Annotated in this window: 13 protein-coding genes and 1 pseudogene; 3 read left to right on the top strand and 11 right to left on the bottom strand. The window is 62.8% G+C overall.

Going from position 1 to position 15,536, the window contains the following annotated elements:
* Positions 1 to 3 precede the first annotated feature (3 nt).
* Genes CQ020_RS13350 through CQ020_RS13325 form a run of 6 tightly spaced genes read right to left on the bottom strand, consistent with a single transcriptional unit; the run spans position 4 to position 7,015 of the window.
* Positions 4 to 489: a MaoC family dehydratase gene (locus tag CQ020_RS13350; RefSeq protein WP_105692288.1), complete on the bottom strand. Its 486-nt coding sequence runs from the start codon at positions 487 to 489 to the stop codon at positions 4 to 6.
* A complete protein-coding gene (locus CQ020_RS13345; protein WP_105692287.1) occupies positions 486 to 1,238 on the bottom strand; it encodes a CoA transferase subunit B in 753 nt (250 codons plus the stop codon). Before CQ020_RS13345 ends, CQ020_RS13350 begins: the two co-directional genes overlap by 4 nt.
* Positions 1,235 to 2,038: a CoA transferase subunit A gene (locus tag CQ020_RS13340; protein ID WP_105692286.1), complete on the bottom strand. Its 804-nt coding sequence runs from the start codon at positions 2,036 to 2,038 to the stop codon at positions 1,235 to 1,237. Before CQ020_RS13340 ends, CQ020_RS13345 begins: the two co-directional genes overlap by 4 nt.
* Before the next feature lie 20 nt (positions 2,039 to 2,058).
* Positions 2,059 to 3,222, bottom strand: a complete 1,164-nt coding sequence (locus tag CQ020_RS13335) for an acyl-CoA dehydrogenase family protein (protein WP_105692285.1) — start codon at positions 3,220 to 3,222, stop codon at positions 2,059 to 2,061.
* Positions 3,219 to 5,402, bottom strand: a complete 2,184-nt coding sequence (locus CQ020_RS13330; RefSeq protein ID WP_105692284.1) for a biotin carboxylase N-terminal domain-containing protein — start codon at positions 5,400 to 5,402, stop codon at positions 3,219 to 3,221. Before CQ020_RS13330 ends, CQ020_RS13335 begins: the two co-directional genes overlap by 4 nt.
* A 2-nt stretch (positions 5,403 to 5,404) precedes the next feature.
* The gene (locus CQ020_RS13325; RefSeq protein WP_105692283.1) at positions 5,405 to 7,015 is read right to left on the bottom strand and encodes a carboxyl transferase domain-containing protein; all 1,611 of its coding nucleotides are present in this window, start codon (positions 7,013 to 7,015) and stop codon (positions 5,405 to 5,407) included.
* A gap of 139 nt (positions 7,016 to 7,154) precedes the next feature.
* On the opposite strand from CQ020_RS13325, the gene CQ020_RS13320 reads away from it, so the two are divergent.
* Positions 7,155 to 7,787: a TetR/AcrR family transcriptional regulator gene (locus tag CQ020_RS13320; RefSeq protein ID WP_105692378.1), complete on the top strand. Its 633-nt coding sequence runs from the start codon at positions 7,155 to 7,157 to the stop codon at positions 7,785 to 7,787.
* 94 nt (positions 7,788 to 7,881) lie between these two features.
* A complete protein-coding gene (locus tag CQ020_RS13315) occupies positions 7,882 to 9,954 on the top strand; it encodes an HNH endonuclease signature motif containing protein (RefSeq protein WP_105692282.1) in 2,073 nt (690 codons plus the stop codon).
* A 283-nt stretch (positions 9,955 to 10,237) separates the two neighbouring features.
* Here the strand turns inward: CQ020_RS13315 and CQ020_RS13310 are convergent, their stop codons facing one another.
* Together CQ020_RS13310 and CQ020_RS13305 are read right to left on the bottom strand one after the other, a co-directional pair.
* A complete protein-coding gene (locus tag CQ020_RS13310) occupies positions 10,238 to 11,425 on the bottom strand; it encodes a 4-hydroxybenzoate 3-monooxygenase (RefSeq protein ID WP_105692281.1) in 1,188 nt (395 codons plus the stop codon).
* Between the two features lie 118 nt (positions 11,426 to 11,543).
* Positions 11,544 to 12,284, bottom strand: a complete 741-nt coding sequence (locus CQ020_RS13305; protein WP_105692280.1) for an IclR family transcriptional regulator — start codon at positions 12,282 to 12,284, stop codon at positions 11,544 to 11,546.
* A gap of 210 nt (positions 12,285 to 12,494) precedes the next feature.
* On the opposite strand from CQ020_RS13305, the gene CQ020_RS13300 reads away from it, so the two are divergent.
* The gene (locus CQ020_RS13300; protein ID WP_374955196.1) at positions 12,495 to 13,793 is read left to right on the top strand and encodes an MFS transporter; all 1,299 of its coding nucleotides are present in this window, start codon (positions 12,495 to 12,497) and stop codon (positions 13,791 to 13,793) included.
* Between the two features lie 52 nt (positions 13,794 to 13,845).
* On the opposite strand, the gene CQ020_RS13295 is transcribed toward CQ020_RS13300, so the two are convergent.
* From CQ020_RS13295 to CQ020_RS13285, 3 genes and pseudogenes are all read right to left on the bottom strand, one after another.
* Positions 13,846 to 14,259 (bottom strand): Hpt domain-containing protein, encoded by a 414-nt coding sequence (locus tag CQ020_RS13295; protein ID WP_105692278.1) that lies wholly within the window; start codon positions 14,257 to 14,259, stop codon positions 13,846 to 13,848.
* Positions 14,252 to 14,950 (bottom strand): signal peptidase I, encoded by a 699-nt coding sequence (locus tag CQ020_RS13290; RefSeq protein WP_105692277.1) that lies wholly within the window; start codon positions 14,948 to 14,950, stop codon positions 14,252 to 14,254. The genes CQ020_RS13295 and CQ020_RS13290 overlap by 8 nt, the downstream gene beginning before the upstream one ends.
* A 220-nt stretch (positions 14,951 to 15,170) precedes the next feature.
* A pseudogene (locus CQ020_RS13285) lies at positions 15,171 to 15,536 on the bottom strand (hypothetical protein); the annotation flags it as partial.

The following is a 15,536-nucleotide window of genomic DNA, read 5'->3' as shown; positions in this document are numbered from 1 at the left end:
GGGTCAGGATTGCGCGGCGTGCGCTTCCTTGGTCCACATCAGGCAGGTCCGGGTTGCCAAGGCCACCACTTTTCCGTCCTGGTTGTGGCCGGTGTGCTGCATGGTCACCACGCCTTGGCCGGGCCGCGAAGACGACAGCCGTTTACCCGTGATCACTGTTTCCGTGTACAGGGTATCGCCGTGATAGAGCGGGTGCGGAAACGTGACATCCGTCAGACCCAACTGCGCGATGATGGTGCCCTGCGTCAACTGCGTCACCGACTGCCCCACCATGGTGGACAAGGTAAACATTGAATTCATGAGCCGCTGCCCGAACGGCTGCCCGGAACTCCAGGCCGCGTCCAAATGCAGCGCCTGGGTGTTCATGGTCATGGTGGTGAAGAGGACATTATCCGTCTCGGTGACGGTGCGGCCAGGCTTGTGCGCGTAAATCACGCCCTCTTCGAGCTCATCGAAATAGAGTCCGCGCTGCTCCACAACCCGGGTCATACGGTCAGTTCCTGGTCTTCTTCGAACAGGTCCGCGCCCGTGGCCGCCACAACGTCGTCGAGGGTGACGTTGGGGGCCAGTTCGCGGAGGACCAACCGCGGTTCGCCATCATCCTTGACGACGTCGATCACCGCGAGGTCCGTGATGATACGGTCCACGCACCCTCTTCCGGTGAGCGGGAGCGTGCAGTCCTGCACGATCTTAGGCCTGCCGTTGCGGTCCACATGTTCCATCATGACAATGACTCTCTTGGCACCAAACACGAGGTCCATGGCGCCACCCATCCCTTTGACCATCTTGCCGGGAATCATCCAGTTGGCCAGATCACCGTTCACAGCCACCTCCATGGCACCCAAAACGGCTACGTCCACGTGCCCGCCGCGGATCATGCCGAAGGACGCCGCCGAATCAAAGAACGCGGCCCCGGCATTGGTGGTGACCGTTTCCTTGCCCGCATTGATGAGGTCCGGATCAATCTTGTCCTCAGCCGGATAAGGACCAACGCCGAGGATTCCGTTCTCCGAGTGAAGGATGACCTCCACGCCGTTGGGAATGTAGTTGGGGATCAACGTGGGCATACCGATGCCAAAGTTCACGTACTGCCCGTTGCTCAGCTCCTGCGCAACACGGGCGGCAAGTTCGTTGCGGGTCCAGCCTTTGGCGTCGTGATGTTCGACGTCGGCGCGGCGGTACTCGTGCCGGACGGCTTCGGGGCGGGGCGGGATGTCCTGGTACGTGTTGTCGGTCATCGTTCCGCTCCTGTCTGGCCTGTTCCTGTCTGGCCTGGCTCAGTATTGGGGGTCAGGGCCACGGTCCGCTTCTCTATCCGCTTCTCGCTGGACGTTGCCACCACCACCCTTTGAACGAAGATCCCCGGCGTGTGGATATGCTCAGGGTCCAGCTCGCCGGGTTCCACCAACTCCTCGACTTCGGCAATGGTGGTCCGGGCCGCCATTGCGCAGAGCGGGTTGAAGTTCATCGCCGTCGCATGGAAAACCAGATTGCCGTGCCTGTCACCCTTCCAGGCGTGGACCAAGCCGAAATCAGGTGTCAGGGACTCTTCCAGCACATAGTCCGCATCGTTGAAAGCGCGAACCTCCTTGGGGGAGGAAGCGATCGCAACGTTGCCGTCGGCGTCGTACTTTTGCGGAAGTCCGCCCTCGGACACTTGAGTACCCACACCGGCTTTGGTGTAGAAGGCCGGGATACCGGCACCTCCGGCGCGGAGCTTCTCGGCCAAGGTGCCCTGCGGGGTGAGGACTACTTCCAGCTCCCCCGAAAGGTACTGCCGGGCGAACTCCTTGTTCTCGCCGACGTACGAGCTGATGGTCCGCCGGATACGACCATCCTTGAGGAGAATGCCAAGGCCCCAGCCGTCCACGCCGCAGTTGTTGCTGACCGTCTCAAGATCTGTGGTGCCTTGCTGGTAGAGGGCATCGATCAGCGAAACAGGGATGCCGCATAAACCAAAACCTCCTACGGCCAATGAGGCACCGTCCGGGATGTCCTTCACCGCTTCCGCGGCGCTGGCAACAACCTTGTCAATCATCCTTGATCCTTCCCCTACGGTTACAGACCCAGCTCGCGGGCGATGAGCATCAACTGCACCTCCGTGGTGCCCTCCCCGATTTCAAGGATCTTGGAGTCACGGTAGTGGCGTGCCACCGTGAATTCGTTGATGAAGCCATAGCCGCCGAACACCTGGGTGGCGTCCCGCGCGTTGTCCATGGCTGCCTCGCCTGCGACCATCTTAGCGATGGCCGCTTCGGTCTTGAACGGCTTGCCTGCCAGCATCCTGGACGCAGCGTCGTAGTAGGCCAGGCGGGCAGTGTGGGCCCTTGCCTGCATCCGTGCGATCTTGAACTGGATGGCTTGGTACTTGCCGATGTTCTGCCCGAACGCGCTGCGTTCCTTGGCGTATTTCACGGACAAGTCCACGCACCCTTGAGCTGCGCCCGTGGCCAGTGCAGCGATGGCGATGCGTCCCTCGTCCAAAATGGAGAGGAAGTTCGCATAACCACGGCCGCGCTCCCCCAGGAGGTTTGCTTCAGGAACGCGGACATTGTCCAGGGTGAGCGGGTGGGTATCCGAGGCGTTCCATCCCACCTTGTTGTACGGCTTTTCCGCGGTGAACCCGGGCGTGTCAGTAGGCACCAGGATGGTGGAGATCTCCTTTTTGGTGCTGCCGTCCGCGTTTTCCTTCTGGCCCGTCACGGCCGTGACCGTCACCAGGGTGGTGATGTCCGTACCTGAGTTAGTGATGAACTCCTTGTTGCCGTTGATCACCCATTCGCCGTTATCCAGATGCGCGTTGGACTTGGTGCCGCCCGCATCTGAACCTGCCTCGCGCTCCGTCAGGCCGAAACCAGCTAAGGACCGCCCGGACGCCAGCTGCGGCAGCCACTCCTCTTTCTGCGCATCCGTTCCGAAGCGGTATACGGGCATCGCACCGAGGGACACCCCCGCTTCCAGCGTGATGGCCACCGACTGGTCCACTCGCCCGAGCTGTTCCAAGGCCAAAGCAAGAGCAAAGTAGTCCCCGCCCATGCCACCAAACTCTTCGGGGAACGGCAGGCCGAACAAGCCCATCTCCCCCATCTGCTTCACAACCTCGTAGGGAAAACTGTGCTCTTCGTCGTGCTTGGCGGAGACGGGTGCCACCACTTCGTCAGCGAACTCGCGGACGGAGTCGCTCAGGTCCTGATACTCCTCATTCAGTTCAAACGTGCTCATGGCTGGACTTCCTCGTCTGTGCTGGTGCTGTCTGTGCTGGTGCTGTCGGTATTGGTGCTGTCTGTGTCTACGTGAATGGTGGCGAGCACCTGGTCGGCTTTGACGAGATCGCCCGGTTTGCTGGTGAGATGAACGGTTCCCGCAACCGACGCCACCAGTTGGTGCTCCATCTTCATGGCCTCCACAGCAAGGAGCGCCTGCCCTTCCTCCACGGTGTCTCCGTCGGCTACGGAAACGGAGACCACCGTTCCGGGCATCGGTGAACGCACCTCCGGGTCCGCCGCCCCCTCGTCGCGTTGGATCCCGGCGAGCATCCGTCGCAGGCGCTCGGCCCGGTTCAGGACCTCAAGCCCGCAGGACCAGCCGTCGTTGCCCACATAGAGTTCGTGGACGCTGTTGCTACGCGGCGCCGCGGCAACCGCGAAGGTGACCGGGCCGTCGTCGAACTCCACCACGATCCTGTTGTCACCGCGATCTGCCACCCTGACGTTGACCGGAGTCCCGCCGTCGACGCTTGCCCTGACGGTGCCGTTCTCCTCGGTAAGTGACACCGTGGCGATTCCCGCGCCAGGAATACCAAAGGTGGCCGTCCACGCGCCGCGTCCGCCGGCACGCCAGGAGTCGGCGGTCTTCCACGCGTGGCCGGCCATCGCCGAACCTGTGCGATCAAGCCAGAGGGTGAGGGCGGCGGCAATCAACTCAGCAGAACCAACATGCCGGAACGTCATGGACGGCAGCCTGCGCTCGATCAGCCCCGTATCGAGATGCCCGGCGGCGACCTCGGGATCGTTGATCAACAACCGCAGGTACTCCACATTCGTGTCCACGCCGAGCAGCGTGTAGCGGCCCAGGGCAGCGTCGAGCTTATTCAGCGCCGAAGCCCGGTCCTCACCCCACGCGATGACCTTGGCAAGCATGGGGTCGTAGTCTCCCGTGATCTCCAAGTTCTCGCGCATGGCCGAATCGATCCGCACTTCCGAGCCCTCAGGTTGCTGCCCCGAAACGGCTGCATCGGGTGCGCCCCGCTCAGCCAGCGCCACGATCCGCCCCATGGACGGCATGAAATTCCGCTCGGGCACCTCGGCGTAGACACGCGCCTCCACGGCGTGGCCTCTAAGTACGACGTCGGACTGCGCCACGGTGAGAACCTCACCGGCGGCGATCCGCACCTGCCATTCAACGAGGTCGATGCCCGTGACCATTTCCGTGACAGGGTGCTCCACCTGAAGCCGGGTATTCATCTCCATGAAGAAGAACTCGTCAGGGTGTTCGTCAGAGACCAGGAATTCCACGGTTCCCGCGCCACTGTAATTAACCGAACGCGCCGCGTTGCAGGCAGCCTCGCCAATCCGGGCCCGCTCCTCCGCCCCGTTGGGCAGTGTTTCGAAAAGGGCGGACGGAGCTTCTTCGATCACCTTCTGGTGGCGCCGCTGGAGAGAACACTCGCGCTCGCCGAGGTGGATCACGTTGCCGTGGTTGTCCGCCAGGACCTGAACCTCGATGTGGCGGGGGGCGCGGATGAGCCGCTCAAGGAAAAGGGTGTCGTCGCCAAAAGCAGACGCTGCGACGCGCCTGGCTGTGACGAGTGTGGAGGCCATATCCTCCGGCCTCTCGACCACGTGCATACCTTTACCACCACCACCTGCGGACGGCTTGATCAGCAAAGGGAAACCGACACCCGGTGCGGCCTGGATCAGGTCCCGGTCGCTGAGGCCTGCTTGCGCGATTCCCGGAACGCAGGGGACGTCGTAGGCCATCACGTGATTCTTGGAGCGGATTTTGTCGCCCATGACTTCTATGGCGCCAATTCCGGGCCCAATGAAGGTGATGCCCGCCGCGTCCAGTGCCTTGGCGAACTCCACATTCTCGGACAGGAAGCCATAGCCCGGGTGGACTGCTTCCGCGCCGCTTCGGCGGCATGCGTCGATGATGGCGTCGATCTTCAGGTAGCTCTCCGCGGGTGCCTTGCCACCGATGGCGACGGCGGTATCGGCGAGGGCCACATGCTTGGCATTCTTGTCGGCATCCGAGTACACGGCGATTGAGCGGATGCCCATCTCCTTCAGGGTCCGGATGACGCGGCAGGCAATCTCGCCACGGTTGGCAACGAGGACGGCCTTGAAGGTTCGGGCTTCCACCACCGGGCTTGCCTGGACGGTGGTTGTAGTTGGCAAGGTCATGGTCACATCCTGAAGAGACCGAAGGAGGTCTCGGGCAGTTGTTGGCGGGAGACGACGTCCAGGGCCATGCCCAGGACGCGCCGTGTGTCGGCGGGATCAATGATGCCGTCGTCCCACAGCCGGGCGGTGGAATAATACGGGCTCCCCTGGTCCTCGTACTGCTGCCTGATGGGAGCCTTGAAGGCTTCTTCGTCCTCGGTAGACCATTCCTGTCCTGCCGCCTCGTATTGGTCCCTTTTGACCGTAGCCAGGACGCTGGAGGCCTGGTTTCCACCCATCACGGAAATGCGGGATGCCGGCCACATCCACAGGAACCTTGGCGAGTACGCCCGCCCGCACATGGAGTAATTGCCGGCGCCGAACGAGCCACCTATGACGACTGTCAGTTTGGGCACCCGGGCTGTGGCCACCGCGGTGACCATTTTTGCGCCGTTCTTGGCGATGCCGCCTTGCTCGACGTCTTTGCCCACCATGAAACCAGAAAGGTTTTGCAGGAAGATCAGGGGAATGCCGCGCTGATCGCAGAGCTCAATGAAGTGCGCTCCTTTGAGCGAAGATTCACTGAAGAGGACGCCGTTGTTGGCCACGATGCCCACGGGATGGCCGTGCAGGTGAGCGAATCCCGTCACCAAGGTGGTGCCGTAATTCTTCTTGAACTCGTGGAATTCGGAACCGTCAACCAGCCTGGCAATCACTTCCCGGACGTCGTATTGGGCGTTGACGTCCGTGGGAACCACACCGTAAATCTCTGACGGCTCGACGACGGGCGGCAGGACGACGTCGGACACGTCCCAGACCGGCTGCGCCGGCTTCGGCAACGTCGCCACAATGTCCCGGACAATTTCAAGGGCGTGCTGGTCGTTCTCCGCCAGGTGGTCCGTGACCCCGGAAATCCTGGAATGGACGTCGCCGCCGCCTAGTTCCTCCGCCGTGACGATCTCGCCAATGGCTGCCTTGACCAGGGGCGGGCCGCCCAGGAAGATGGTGCCCTGATTCCGGACAATGACTGTCTCATCACTCATGGCCGGGACATAGGCGCCGCCGGCCGTGCACGATCCCATGACAGAGGCGATCTGCGGGATCTTGGCCGCGGACATTTTGGCCTGATTGAAGAAGATCCGGCCGAAGTGCTCTTTGTCCGGGAAGACCTCGTCCTGCTTGGGCAGGAATGCCCCGCCCGAATCCACGAGGTAGATACAGGGGAGCTTGTTCTCCAGGGCGATTTCCTGAGCCCGGAGGTGTTTCTTCACGGTCATGGGATAGTAGGTGCCGCCCTTGACGGTGGCGTCGTTGGAGATCACCAGAACATGGCGTCCATGAACCAGGCCAATGCCTGCAATGACCCCGGCACCCGGGGACTCGTCGTTGTACATGCCGTTGGCAGCCAAGGGGGCGATCTCAAGGAACGGGCTGCCGTCATCCAGCAGATGGTCGATCCGTTCACGCGGAAGGAGTTTCCCACGGGCGATGTGCCGCTCCCGCGACTTTGCCGGTCCGCCGAGGGCCGCCGTCGCCAGCCGCTCCCTGAGTTCCTCCACCAAGGCCACTTGCGCATCTTGGTTAGCCTCGAAGGTGCTGCCCGCGGTTCCCATCAGACTGGAAATTGTCTCCATTGACCCCTGTTCCATTCCCGGCCACAGGCCATTTCGGTTAGTGCCACGTAACTGAAATTTAGGTTAGTCTTTATTAACTGTGATGTCCAGCACAGGCGAGACCAGGGGTACGGGCGTGCCCTGGCGCAAGGAGGAAGTCGTGGCCGAAGGTCAGGAAACCAGCATCAATGGCACTCGCACCGCCGCCACGCAACGCGGCCAGGCAAAGGAGCTCCGCAGACTGGCTTTGTTGTCCGCAGCGGCCGGGCTGTTTGCCGAGAACGGCTTCACCCGCGTGTCCCTTGAAGATCTGGGAGCAGCGGCAGGCGTCAGCGGACCCGCCGTCTACCGGCATTTTCCCGGCAAGCAAGCGGTCCTCGGCGAACTTCTCCTCAGCGTCAGCCGTGACTTGCTGGATGGCGGACTGCGGGTGGTATCGGTATCGGAAGACGCCCTGTCGGCGCTGAAAGGTCTGATCCGGTTCCAGGTTGACTTCGCCCTCAGCAATCCTGACGTCATCCGAGTCCAGGACAGGGACTTTGGCAGCCTCAGCGAAGCCGACCAAGCAGAAGTCAGGTCACTGCAGCGCGGCTACGTCGAAACCTGGGTGGACGTCCTGGCGCGGATCCACACCGACGCGGATGTTCCCGGGTTACGTGTCCGGGCACACGCAGCCTTTGGTCTGATCAACTCCACACCACACTCGGTGCGCCACCACGGCAGGAAGATCGCCGTGAAATCAGCCCGCCCCATCCTGGAACAGATGGCTCTGGCGGCGCTGACTTCGGCCTGATTTTGTGCTCGCCTGGTTGCGTTGGTTCGGGAGGTTGGTGCCGTCCTTTAGGGTTCCACTAAAAAATGTCAGACCCCAATGAAATGATTTATTCATGGAGAAACTGGCGCAGTCGACGGCATCATGGGCGGAACACTCCCCTGCTGTCGCTGCCCTGGCTGCCATACGGTCACAGCGCGTCCTGAGCATCCCGCACGGGATCAAGGCCGGATTCAAGGATTCGACCCCGCACATCACATTGATCGAAAATTTCCACGGTGCCGGGCTGCTCAACGGTACTGGCCGCACGGGCGCCCCGAAGCGAGACGCCGCGGCCGGCCATCCAGGATCGACGCCCGACCCATCGCGCGAAGCCCGGACCGGCTATAGCTCTGAGCCTGCTCAGCCAAGCCCACGTTCGGTCGGGCAGCTTCCGAGACCCGAACACCTCTTGGCTGCCGGGCCGGACCTGACGGCGCTGCTTGAAGACGGCGCGGCACTTCTGGACTCCGCACGCTTATCCGCCACCGCCGAGGCCCGGCTGTTGGGGTTTGTTGAGGCTGCTGACTTCGCGGGCAGGGTCGAGGAGATCTCCCGGTCGGTGGAGTTTTTGCAGGTTGTTGCGGCGCAGGCGGTGGAACGGGCCCGGAAGGAAGCAGCGCAAGCCGGTCCGGGGTCCTCGGCAGCAGCGCCGGGGTGGCGGACTGGCTGGACTGACCCGCCGACGGGAACGGACATGGCGTTAGTTTCCAACGTGGACGGCGACCGTTCCACCGACGCAGCGCAGCTCTTGGGTGGCACAGCTGTGCCCGTGGACGGCGACCGTTCCACCACGGGCACAGGGACGGGCTCAGCGGAATGGGGTGCAGGGTCCACGGCCAGTGTTCTGGATGATGGGTATCGGGACGCGGCGCAGTTCCTTCGGGCACGGTTGCGGATCGGTATCGGTGAAGCCCGCCGTCGGCTCGCCCTCGCCGCGGACGTCCTCCCCCAGGCAGGGATGACCGGCCAAGAGATCCCGGCCCGACGCGAAATCCTCGCCGACGCTGTCGGATCCGCGTTGGTGCCTTCCCGCTCCGCGACGACCATCAGCACCGCCCTGGACAAAGTCCGGCACCTCACCGACGAGGACACCATCACCCGGATGGAACACTCCCTGACCACCACCGCGGTGGAGACCGACCCGGACTTCGTCACCACCATGACCAAACGCTGGATCGACTCCATCGACCACGACGGCCCCGAACCTTCCGAAGAAGTCCTCCGCCAGCACCAAGGCGCGTTCCTGCGCCGCCGGCGCCGCTACGGACTCCACCACATCGAAATCTTCGCCACCGACGAACAATACGAAACCCTCACCACCGTCATGAACACCGCCACCAACCCCAGACTCACCACCAGCACCAAAGCCGATGACGGCCCGGAGCATGGAACCGGCACAGAATCTCAGCCCGGATCAGGCGCCGACGAATCCACTGGGCAGGAGGCAGAACACCGGCCAAACAGACCGGACCTGGACCGCCGCTCTAGGGCACAGAAACTCCTCAACGGCCTCGTCGGTGCCTGCAGCGTCGCGATGACCACCGGGAAGCTGCCCTCCAACGGCGGCTACCGACCCCAACTCGCCATCACCATCGGCTACCAAGAACTCCTCGAACAAGTAAGCAGCCACAACCAGTCCAGCCAGCACAAACAGCGCGGCACAGATACAGCGACAGGCACAGATACAGCGACAGGGACAGGTGCAGGTGCAGGTTTAGGGACGGGCACAGCGACGTTCCTCGGACCGATCCACCCCACCACCATCCGCAAAATCGCCTGCGACGCCGACATCCTCCCCGTCCTGCTCGGCAGCGACTCCCGCGTCCTGGACATCGGCCGCACCACCCGGATCTTCCCACCCCACATCCGCAAAGCCATCACCGCCCGAGACGGCGGCTGCTCCTTCCCCGACTGCACCATGCCCGCACCCTGGTGCGAAGCCCACCACACCACCTACTGGTCCCACGGCGGCACCACAGGAACCGACAACGGCACCCTGCTCTGCAGCCACCATCACCACCTCATCCATAAAGAGCAGTGGCGTATCGACATGACAACCGGAGTCCCGTGGTTCGTCCCTCCACCCCACATCGACCCCCAACAAAAACCCCGACGCAACCACCACCACACACCCCAAAGAACATAAAACTCCGCTCAAAGAGGAGGCTGGGTGCTGCCGGACTGTGCCCGGATGTCGGATGTGAAGTGATCTCCGCGGTCGGTTTCTGGGTGCTACCAGATGCGAGGGACGCTACGGGTTCCGGAGTGACAAATGCCAAGGACGCTACGGGTTCCGCGGAGTGCCAAATGCCAAGGACGCTACGGGTTCCGCGGTGCGCCAAATGCGAAGGGACGGCACGGGTTCCGGGGTCAGACTCGTGGTCGCCAGCAACCCGCAGTTAGCGCAACAGCGACGCCAGCGCCCAGCACTACCGCGAGGTCGGCCAGCCCGTGTACGACTCCGCCAGGTACGCCTTGGCGTGCTCTGACGTGACCACGGAGTGAAGCTCGCCGAGCTGGCGGGCGCGGTCGAAATCGTCGGCACCGGGCACGGTGTGCAGCATGGACGTCATCCAGTACGAGAAGTGCTGAGCCTTCCATACGCGATCCAGGGCGCGGTCGCTGTAGGAATCGAGCAGCGCAGTGGAGCCGTTGGAGTAGAAGGAATCCAGGCCTTCGAACAGCACCTTGACGTCGTGGATGGCCAGGTTGAGGCCCTTGGCTCCGGTGGGCGGGACCGTGTGCGCAGCATCGCCGGCGAGGAAAAGGTTGCCATGACGCATGGGGGTGTGCACGAAGCTGCGGAACGGCAAGACCATCTTTTCCAGGACGGGTCCCTCCTTGAGTTCAAACCCGTTGCCGTTGACGCGCTTGCGGAACTCGGTCCAGATGCGTTCGTCGTCCCAGTCGGCCACGTTCTCCTTGGGGTCGCACTGGAAGTACATGCGTTGAACGGTTTCGGTGCGCTGGCTGATCAGAGCGAAACCATTCTCGGAGTTGGCGTAGATGAGTTCGTCGGCGCTACGCGGTGCCTCGGCGAGAATTCCGAACCATGCGAACGGATACTCGTGGAAGTACCATTTGCGGTTGGCTTCGGGGATCTGGAAGCGGCAGTGGCTGCGCGACCCATCGGCACCCACAAGGAAGTCGGCCTGAATCTCGAACTCCTGGCCGTCCGCGTCGGTGAACCAGACTTTCGGCTTGCCTTCGAGGTCGTGCACAGTGGTGTCCGTGACGCTGTACCGGACGTCACCGCGGTCGGCTTCCCGCTTTGTTGCGAGATCCATGAAGACGTCGGTCTGCGGGTAGAGCCATACGGATTCCCCAACGAGTTCCTTGAAGTTGATGCGGTGACTCTCGCCGTTGAACCGCAGCTCGATACCGTCGTGTCGGTCGCCTTCGCGCAGCACCCGGTCCGAGACGCCGGAATCCACCAGCAGGTTCACGGTGCCGTGCTCCAAAATGCCTGCCCGTACTGTCTCCTGGATGTCCTTGCGGCTACGGATTTCCACCACCACGGATTCAATGCCCTGTTTGGCGAGCAGGTGGGAGAGCATCAGTCCGGCGGGGCCTGCGCCCATGATGGCGACTTGGGTGGTAATCGGTGTGCGTGCCATGGTTTTCCTCGCTCCGTTGCGGATCCCGACTTGAAATGAAGCGGGATGAATCTGAAATCAGTGTGGCCCGCGAGGCGTGATTGGCGTTACATGAATTCCGTTGAACGGAAGACGGAATCTAGTCGCTGAGCTGACGCCCAATGCCCCGAGCCGCCGTTTGGAGCGCAGGCACCAGCGCTTGGAGCCGCATCTCCGCTAGGGGCACCACCACTCCGAGCGCCGCCACGGTGCGACGCTTGCTGTTGATCACGGGCACGGCAATTCCCCACGTATCCGGATCCACCACGCCAGCCAGTTGCGCGTACCCCTGCTGCGCCGCTTCGGCCAGAAGATGACGTACGACGCCGGCAGTCACTTTTCCGGACGAATCGGCGAACTGCTCGAGGTACTCCGCCTGAAGTTCCCGCGACTGGTGTGACATCAGGGCCAGTCCTGCAGAGGAAATGTGGACCGACATACGCCCGGCAATCTGCGCCCGGTTAGCTACGGACCCCCGCCGGGAAAGCCGCTCCACAAAGAGCGCTTCCCATCCGTCAAGCACGGCCAGGTTTACGTTCTGGTTGAGGACTTGCTGGATGTCCTCCATGAAAGGCATGGCCGCCTGCCTGAGAGCCAAGGTTGGCGAATTCCTGTTGACAAGTTCCCACAAACGCAGTCCCAGGCGGACAGTCCCGCCGGCACCAAGGTCCAGGAGCCCATGCTCGGAGAGTTGCCTGACCAGCCGATGGGCCGATGACAACGGGAGCCCGGAACGGTCAGCCAGCTCGCTCAATTGCAGCGAAGTCACGCCTTCCGGAAAGGCTTCGATGACCCTCACCACGCGGTCCACCACAGAATCACCTGATGCCGAGTTGGCCATGGTGTGCTCCCTTGCTCCTGGTCGCCGAGCGGTCAGCACCGCTGTTTTGTCGCCGAGTTGTTGGCGCCGCTGTGCAGCTCCACTTCCAGCAGCTTCCATTCAATGGTAGAACGTGTGCCAAGCAACATGGTGCGGTGATACAACTCTCTTAATCGACCGACCGACCGTTCTGCGGCCGGGACGACCCATCTGAGAAGTACCGAGGACGCTATGCCGACGATGTCATCTGCCCGCCGCTCCCAATGGCCCGTCTGGCTTTGCTGGCTGGCCATGGTGTTGGACGGCTTCGACCTCGTGGTGCTGGGCACCGTTATCCCAACACTCATCAAGACCGGCGAGCTTGGCTTTGACGCTTTCGGGGCTACCTTCGCCGCCACCATTTCACTGGTGGGAGTGGGCCTGGGCGCCCTCTTCATCGCACCGCTCTCAGACAGGTTCGGACGCCGCAAACTGCTGATCGCCTGCGTGGCAAGCTTCTCACTGTTCACCATCGGGGTCGCTTTCGCCCCGAACGTAGCGGTCTTCTCACTGCTTCGGATGTTGGCCGGACTCGGCTTGGGCGCGTGCCTCCCCGCTGCTTTGGCCTACATCAACGACTACGCACCTGCCGGATCCGCCGGCAAGTCCACCACCCGGACTATGACCGGCTACCACGTTGGCGCCGTAGCAACGGCACTCCTGGCAATCTTCATCGTTCCAAACTGGCGGCTCATGTTCATCATCGGCGGCGTTGCGGGTCTGGCACTCCTGCCCTTCCTGTGGGCGAAACTCCCGGAGTCACTCCCTGAGGTTGCCTCCGCCAAGGCTGGCTCGGCAGAAGTCGGCAATCGAAAGGCGAGCGAACCCGCGAACGCCGCAGACGCCGTCGGGAGTTCAACGGCCACCAAGCCAAAGACTGGCTTCCGAGACCTCCTGCAGAAGCCGTATCCCAAGGTTGCCGTGGGGATTGGCATTGCCTCGTTCATGGGGCTGCTGCTGGTCTACGGCCTGAACACGTGGCTGCCGCAACTGATGGCCGCGGCCGGGTACCCCGTCAGCACGGGTCTCACGTTGCTATTGGTTCTAAACCTGGGCGCCGTAGCGGGTCTTTTCCTTGCCGGAATCCTTGCCGACAAACACGGGACCAAAAAGATTGTGCTGATGTGGTTCGGATTGTCCGCGGTGTTCCTGGCGATTTTGAGCGTCAAGATCCAGAACGAGTTCCTGCTCAACGCTGCCGTGTTCGTCACCGGGGTTTTCGTCTTCAGCTCGCAGGTGCTGGTTTACGCCTGGGTCAGCCAACTTTTCCCGCCCCGCCTCCGCGGGACCGCGCTGGGCTTCGCAGCAGGAGTGGGCAGGCTCGGAGCGATCGTTGGGCCCGCAGTGACGGGAACTTTGGTTGCCGCAAACATCGCCTACCCTGCGGGCTTCTACGTGTTCGCCGCGGCCGGGCTGTTGGCCGTGGCCGCGCTGTTCCTTGTCCCGCATGAGGTCAAGACGGTCGACACCAATGTGCCGGCTGACCGCTAGAGAGCATGTGCGAGCATCATCGGCGCTGCATCCAAACCTTGAGCGCTGAATCCTAAAAAAGATTCCGGGGCCCTGAGCAGAGCGACTCCCGTGCCTTCCCCAATAACTGAGGCCCTGCAGCAAAGCAGCGGTCCGTGGACTGTTGGAGAGCCGGGAATGCTCGGATTGCGGAGTCGAAGTGGTCGTCGCGGATCATGCGTTCGATGACCCGGCACTGGTCCTCTGTCTCGAGGGCTCCCACCATGGCCGAGGAAATCTTGAGGCTCAGGATGGCGTCCATGCTCGCATCGGCGTTATGCCCGCATAGGCCGCTGGAGATACTCAGCATCCGGCCCGGCAGCATGGAAAGGTAGTTGGCGAGAAAACCGAGCGCTGGTGCGGAGTCTCCCAGCTCGTCAGCCAAGGTTTGCAGGCGGCACGGTTCGAGGACAGTTGCCTCGATCTTGAGGCCTGGGTCCTCACTCACTGCTTGCTGCCTGGGGCTCTGCGGCGCCTTCCGGGGCTGTCTTGGTGGGTTCTTTGGTCCAGATGGAGGCAAGCATTCCGATGACCAGGATGGCGGGAGCGCCATACATGAGGGTGTTCATGACGATCGGTTCGCGGAGAGCGCGGATGGCGTTGCCGATGTGGGGGATGGTGGCGATCTGCTTGTCCACGGTTTTGCCTTGGAGGGTGGCGATCCAGGGGTCGATGCCGTTGTTGGCGTCGCCTTTGGTTTGGACAGCGACTCCGCCGTCGGCGGTAGTGGTGATCTCGGTGATGCGGTGGGTTTCCACTCGTTGGTCTTCGACGGGGATGTGGTAGGTGATGATGTCGCCTACCTTGACGTCGGTGATGGGGGTGGGAACGGTCACGACGACGTCGCCCGGGTTGATCAGCGGCGCCATGGAACCGGTGAGCATGGTGGAGGTCTGGTAGCCCAGGATCCGCGGCCCGATCGCCAGGAACAGGAACACCAACGCGCCCAGAACCAGCAGGCCCACACCGACGCCCCTGACCACTTTGCCGGCAACCCGGCGGAACCGACCCGTCGCGCTGGCTGCGCTCGCTCCAGGTGCGGTGGCAACGTCCGCTGAAATCACGACGGCGGCGCTAGCCTCCCCGGCGGAACGCCGGCCGTGGACTGCGGGTTCGTTGATGCTGGTGATAGTGCTCATGATCTGGCGTTCCTTCCGTGTTGGGTGGGCAAGCTCGTTGGGCTCAAGCTGCGGAGCTGCGGTGTTGGGGGTCGATCTCGTGGGGGTCCAGCTTGAGAGTCGGTGTGGGTTAATACCGGCGGACCTGATCGGACAGGGGGGCGCCCGACCAGGCCCGGCGGGGCTGGTGGTGTTGCTGCGCTTAGCTGGTGGGCTCGGCGCTTACTTGGTGGTTCAGCGCTTACTTGGTGGTTTCGGTGCGCTGGGTGCCGGTGAAGGCGAAGGCGATGGTGGACGTGGCGCCTTGGAAGTCGTTGTTCGCGGTGGTGGGGAATGCGGTGGTGACCTTGAGGTTGTCAGTCTTGGTCGAGGCCAGCGAGGTGAGGTTGGCCAGGGCCTTGTTCGCTGCGATCACGGGTCCGGAGGCCAGAACGGTGGTCTTGGTGCCCGCGCAGTTGTAGGGGGCGGTGGCACCGGTCCAGGCAACACTGCAGTTTTCGATGGTCAGCTGCAGGCCGTTAGTCACATCAGTGGTGAGCAGGGAGGCGGTGGCGCCGGCGGAAGTGGTGAGGGTGACGTTGTTCAGGTCCGAGTTGCCGGTGTTGGC

The sequence above is a fragment of the Arthrobacter sp. MYb23 genome (assembly GCF_002979775.1).
In the GTDB taxonomy this organism is placed as follows: Bacteria; Actinomycetota; Actinomycetes; order Actinomycetales; family Micrococcaceae; genus Arthrobacter.
Note: the sequence above shows the minus strand (reverse complement) of the source record. Positions and strands in the feature narration are given on the sequence as shown.